2 protein-coding genes and 1 pseudogene are annotated in these 4,844 nt (G+C 55.4%); 1 reads left to right on the top strand and 2 read right to left on the bottom strand.

Going from position 1 to position 4,844, the window contains the following annotated elements:
• A pseudogene (locus VGE80_RS18030) lies at positions 1–342 on the top strand (ABC transporter substrate-binding protein); the annotation flags it as partial.
• Positions 343–605: 263 nt separating this feature from the next.
• On the opposite strand, the gene VGE80_RS18025 reads toward VGE80_RS18030, so the two are convergent.
• The gene (locus VGE80_RS18025; RefSeq protein WP_440593629.1) at positions 606–3,392 is read right to left on the bottom strand and encodes a HEAT repeat domain-containing protein; all 2,787 of its coding nucleotides are present in this window, start codon (positions 3,390–3,392) and stop codon (positions 606–608) included.
• Positions 3,393–3,408: 16 nt separating this feature from the next.
• A complete protein-coding gene (locus tag VGE80_RS18020) occupies positions 3,409–4,434 on the bottom strand; it encodes an aldose 1-epimerase (protein ID WP_373652001.1) in 1,026 nt (341 codons plus the stop codon).
• Positions 4,435–4,844: the final 410 nt, after the last annotated feature.

The raw sequence follows: 4,844 nt of genomic DNA, 5'->3' as shown, positions 1-4,844 counted from the left end.
GTAAGCCAGAAACCTGATCTGGTGGCCAGAATGACGCGGGCTTCCATCAAGGGCTGGAAAAAGTACCTTGCTGAACCCGACCAGACGAACAAGTACATCCACGAGCAAAACCCGGAGATGGGGATGGAGATCCTCGCCTATGGGGTTAGCGCGTTGCGGCCCCTGTGTCTCCCGACGGGTTTTGACGAGTCTCAGCTCGGCATGATGACAGCCGAACGCTGGCAGACCTTGACTGACCAGATGGGAGAGATTGGCTTGATCAAACCGGGAACGATCAAGTCAGGTGAAACATTTTCGCTGGCATTCCTCAAGACGGAGCCCGCGACGAAGCCCGCAGAGTGATGCAAATACGTGGCAACTGCTGCGATTGACTGCCGGTAATCTGTCGAACGGCAGTCAATCGCGGTACTTGACTACGCGAAAACACCTTCCGACGAATGCAGGGGGAACTTCTTCAAGATCTCGGCAAGCATGTTTCTTGTCCAAATTCCATGCGACGAACAGACTCATCGTGCCCCGTCGGTCCCCTGCCCTTTGGATACTGCGGAAACATGGATCGCCGATGTTAATGCGCCAATAAGACACTTGCGGGATCCGCTCGAGAGTTACTCAGCTTCTTTCTTTTCCGTCTTGTCCTGCGGCTTTTCGGCCAGAATCTTCTTGAACTCGGGATCTTCGTGAATTGGCTTGAAGTCAGGATCTTTGGCCATCCAGGCGAAGTCGTCGAAGCCGTTCTTGATGGACTCACGGAGGTCCGTCACCGCCTGTGTACGATACTTTTCGCGAAGAATGTCCCGGTCGGGCAAGTCGGTTCGCTTTTCGGCCTGCTCAAACGCTCGCGAATAGGCACACGCGGCGTTGTAAAGGAACAGTGCGCGAAGTGCTTTCCGATTGGGATCACGGACTTCTTCCGAGGGGCGATGTTCTTCGAGGTAAGTCAGACCTTCCTCAACACGCCCATCGCCGATGCGGGCAATCGCCAGGCTGGTCACAAATTCGCCCGGAAAGAGAGGCTCGTGCTTCAGCTCAATGACCTTCTCAAAATCTTTGCATGCTTCCGCAAATTTCTCTTTCTTCAGCAGCAACTGGCCGCGCCCGAGATAGGCTTCCGGAAGTTCCGAGTCGAGTTGCAGGGCGAGGTCGTATGCTTCCATCGCCTCTTTTTCCTGCTGATTCTTGCTGAACATGTCTCCCTGGGCGGAATATTGAAATCCGGGAGAGCGTTGACGAAGGGTGAGCAGTGCCGAATTGGCGTAGTTCCGCTTGTTGGTTTCGCCTGAATCGCGTGCCTTGATGAGTGCCGCACGAGCGGTTGGCGTTCCGAAGTTTGCCAGCGCGTTCATGATATTGCCCAGCAGGTGATTCATGCGCTGCTTTTCCACCGCACTGATCAGCAGTTTTTCTCCGTCCGGATGCCCATCGAGTGTCAAAGCGGTTGCGGCGGTTGAGACAAGCTGATTGTCGTTTGAAAGCAGAGCCTCGCCGCAAAGGTCACGGAACTTCGAATGCCGAAACAGCTTCAGTCCCTGGAGAACCTGGACTTTCTCGTTGTTGTTCAACGAGGGGTACTTGGCGACGAGCTTGTCAGCGACTTCCTGATCACCCAACTGCAACAGCAGATTGATGGTCGTGACCCGATCGTTTCCTGAATCAAGTTGCTTCAGCAGCAAAGGGACCGCTCGGACATCCCGTGTGCGTGACAGCAACTGAACGACGTTCGAATCGGGAGGTCCTTGATCCAAGACTTTGAGCGCATAGTCGATCGCGAGTGTTTCGCTGCGTTGATCGTTCCGTTGCGACAGGGTCTGGAATGCCAGATCTCGAATTTGCTTGTCCGGCGACCGCAGGGCCCGCTCCAGCACCTCGACCAGTTGGGGGTGTCCAACCTGGACCAGGGCTTTTAATGATTCCACATCCATGTTTGCAGGTGCGTTCGTCACAAATTCATAGAGCGCATCAGACCAGATGGGACGTGGGTACTTCGCCAGCACTTGCACGATTTTCTTGCGAGACTCAGCAGGTTCATTTTTCAATAGCACCAGAAGTGCGTCGTGCGCCGCACCGAAACGCGAACCTGCAAGACTTTCAATCGCCGAAGTCGACAACGGGTCGACATTTCGCTTGGCGTAGAGAACCAGTTTCTCAATCGCTTCAGGCTCGCCGAAGTGACTAAGCGCCTGGAGGGCGGCCTTCTGCAACTCCGGATCTTTGTCTTCGGCCCATTCAAAAATCTGCGGCAGATTTTCGACACTCAATCGTCCACCGCCGTAGGCCAGTGCGGCCGCTCGGGAGAGCGGGTTGCCGGTACGAATTTCGTTGAGCAGTTCGTCTCTGGGGAGTGCGAGGTATGCTGTCCTGAGCGCGGCACCGACGGCTTCCGCCGATGATTTGTGGAGACGTACCTGACCAGTGGACCTCAATCCGTATCCTGATCCCCCTCGACTTGCTATCTCATCACTGACAGGAAACTCCGTCAGGTGAAACTCACGGATCGCTGACGGGATCATGGGAAACATCTGGTTGGCGTTCGGATTGCCTGCGTTGCCGGCGGCGGCGGACTGAAGCCAATTCATCAACTGTGGGTCGGGCGGACTCGCACCATCAATCCAGCGGACGACGACGCGAGCGACTTTCTGAGCGACGAGTTTGTCGAGTTCATCAACGAATGTGCCAGCATTAAAACTGTTGATCGCCCCGCCAATGGTCATCAGGGCCAGCGACTCACGCGGACCAATCCGCTCTACCTCAAGACTCAGTTGAGCCCGTTGTAATTCGTTGACGTTGATTTCTTTAGTGTCGTCTCCCAGCTTCACTTTAATGAGACACTTGGGGACGTTGGGGCCCAGCGGTAAGTCAGCGTAGACGAGCCAGATCCCGGTCTGCCCGCCTGAAGGGAGTTTCCACTCCTTCTGGGGTTTCATGGCCGAGATTTGAAAATGCTGCTTGCCGGATTGAACGGTGTAGTTCTGCAGTTGCTGAGGCAGATCGACTAGTTTCCGTTCTTCTCCGTCGATCTCGGCAATAATCTGGTCCCGAGCGATGGTATAGGAATTTCGGGTCGTATTGGCGAGCAGGACGTGCAACGCCAGAAAACGGGTCTGGCCGTTGCCTGAGTAGAACAGACCCAGGTGTGCCACGTCGAGCATGGCCAGAACCTGGGCGTCTGTCCCGGCAGCAACTGGCGTCCCCTTTTTCAGTCGCTCAACTTCCGATTCCAGCTTGCTGATTCGTTCGACCAGGGCTCGGAATTCCTCTGGATTGGTCGAGGGATCTGTCTTCGGTTGCGTCTGCTGAGCAAGAGCGATGCTGGAGTGGAAAGGACCGGCGATTCCGGCGAAAAAACCGACGCAAGCGGTTACGGCAACGATCGTTCGCAAGCTGCATTTCGACATGAGTGTTCTCATTTCCTCATACGATGACGGTTCCCACCGACAAGTCGATCCACGTATGAAACTCCTGGCCCGGTCCCAGCACCCGCCAGCCGACATCCAATCCTGTCGTCTGCAAGTTTACCGCATCAGTTGGACATGTATACGGTTCAAGGCAAACAGCCGAACGATTCGGGGGAGTAAACGCCACAATTTCGCGAAACACAGGTGGGACGGTCAGGGCGACTTGCAGACCAGCACTCTCGTCCATCACCAGGCATTCGAACTGAGGGCGATGACAGTCGATGCCGGTGTAAACATCGTCCAGCTTAAGTGTACTGAGATAGGCTCCGTCCCGAAGGTCAGTCGACTCGTCAACGGCCAATCGCTTTCCGGTCGGCAGACAGTCGATGAGTTCCCATCGCTCGCGGGCCGGTACCTCGACGAGGCAGTCTTCGTAGCGGCTGGTCGAGGTGAGCGGGAGTTTGAAATAAGGATGTGTCCCGAGTCCCCACGGTAGAGGATCGCTGGTGGGATTAAAGATGCGGAATCGAGACAGTAATCGGGCTCGAACCAGTTCGTACACGACTTCAATGATGAAATCCCCCGGCCACAGGGGAAGTCGATCGGGAGCGTCCACACTCAGGTGAAACTGCCCTTTCACGGAATTCGCTTCCTGCCGGACGACGCGCCATGGGCGGTCCATGCACAGTCCGTGGATCGCGTTACCCCATTTGTCTGTCCCTGGCAGGACATATTCTTTGCCCTTCCAGTTGAATCGTCCTGCGCGGATCCGATTGGGAAATGGGAACAAGATGGGAATGCCACTTCCGCTAGGCTTTTGCTGTCCCTGTTCGAATCCGGGGACTGCGTCGAGCACATCGACCATGGTCCCCTCGACAGACGCTCGAAACTCAAAGCAGTTGAATCCCAGTTCGGGCAGAATTCGGGCGGTGGAACCACTGAGCTGATCACAGATCGTTACGATTTTCATATCATCGCCGAAGGGAAGTTTGGACGCCTGTGCTGCCGGAAGCGAGAACTCGCTTCGGAAAACTATATCCATTTCCAGTACACATTGCACGAAGCCGTAGACAAGAAAGCTAACCCCTTCGATTCCCCATCTTCCCTCCGGCATGATTGGCAGCGGAAACTCGTTGAGGTTGGGCAGAGCTGGTCAGGCTCGGCAATCCCCGTCCTCCCCCTTCGGTCTCCTGCTGATAGGGAACTCGCGGACCACGGCTGGCCTGCATTCACCTGCGGTCGACCGGTACGTTCCTGTTTCCGATATCTCTGCTGCGCTCCCTTTGTACTTCGTAGTTCAAACCAGCATTTCTTGATACATTCGGCCAAGTGTCGAGAGAAATCGAGGCTCGCTTTGACCGACAATCTCAAGTACCAGTTCCAGGAACTCAAATGCCCCAACGTTTCCGCGTGAGCCGACGCCAGTTCGTATCCAGCAGTCTTGCCGTAATG

Source organism: Schlesneria sp., assembly GCF_036405755.1.
GTDB lineage: Bacteria > Planctomycetota > Planctomycetia > Planctomycetales > Planctomycetaceae > Schlesneria > Schlesneria sphaerica.
The sequence above is the reverse complement of the archived record's forward strand: the minus strand, read 5'-3'. Positions and strand labels throughout refer to the sequence as shown.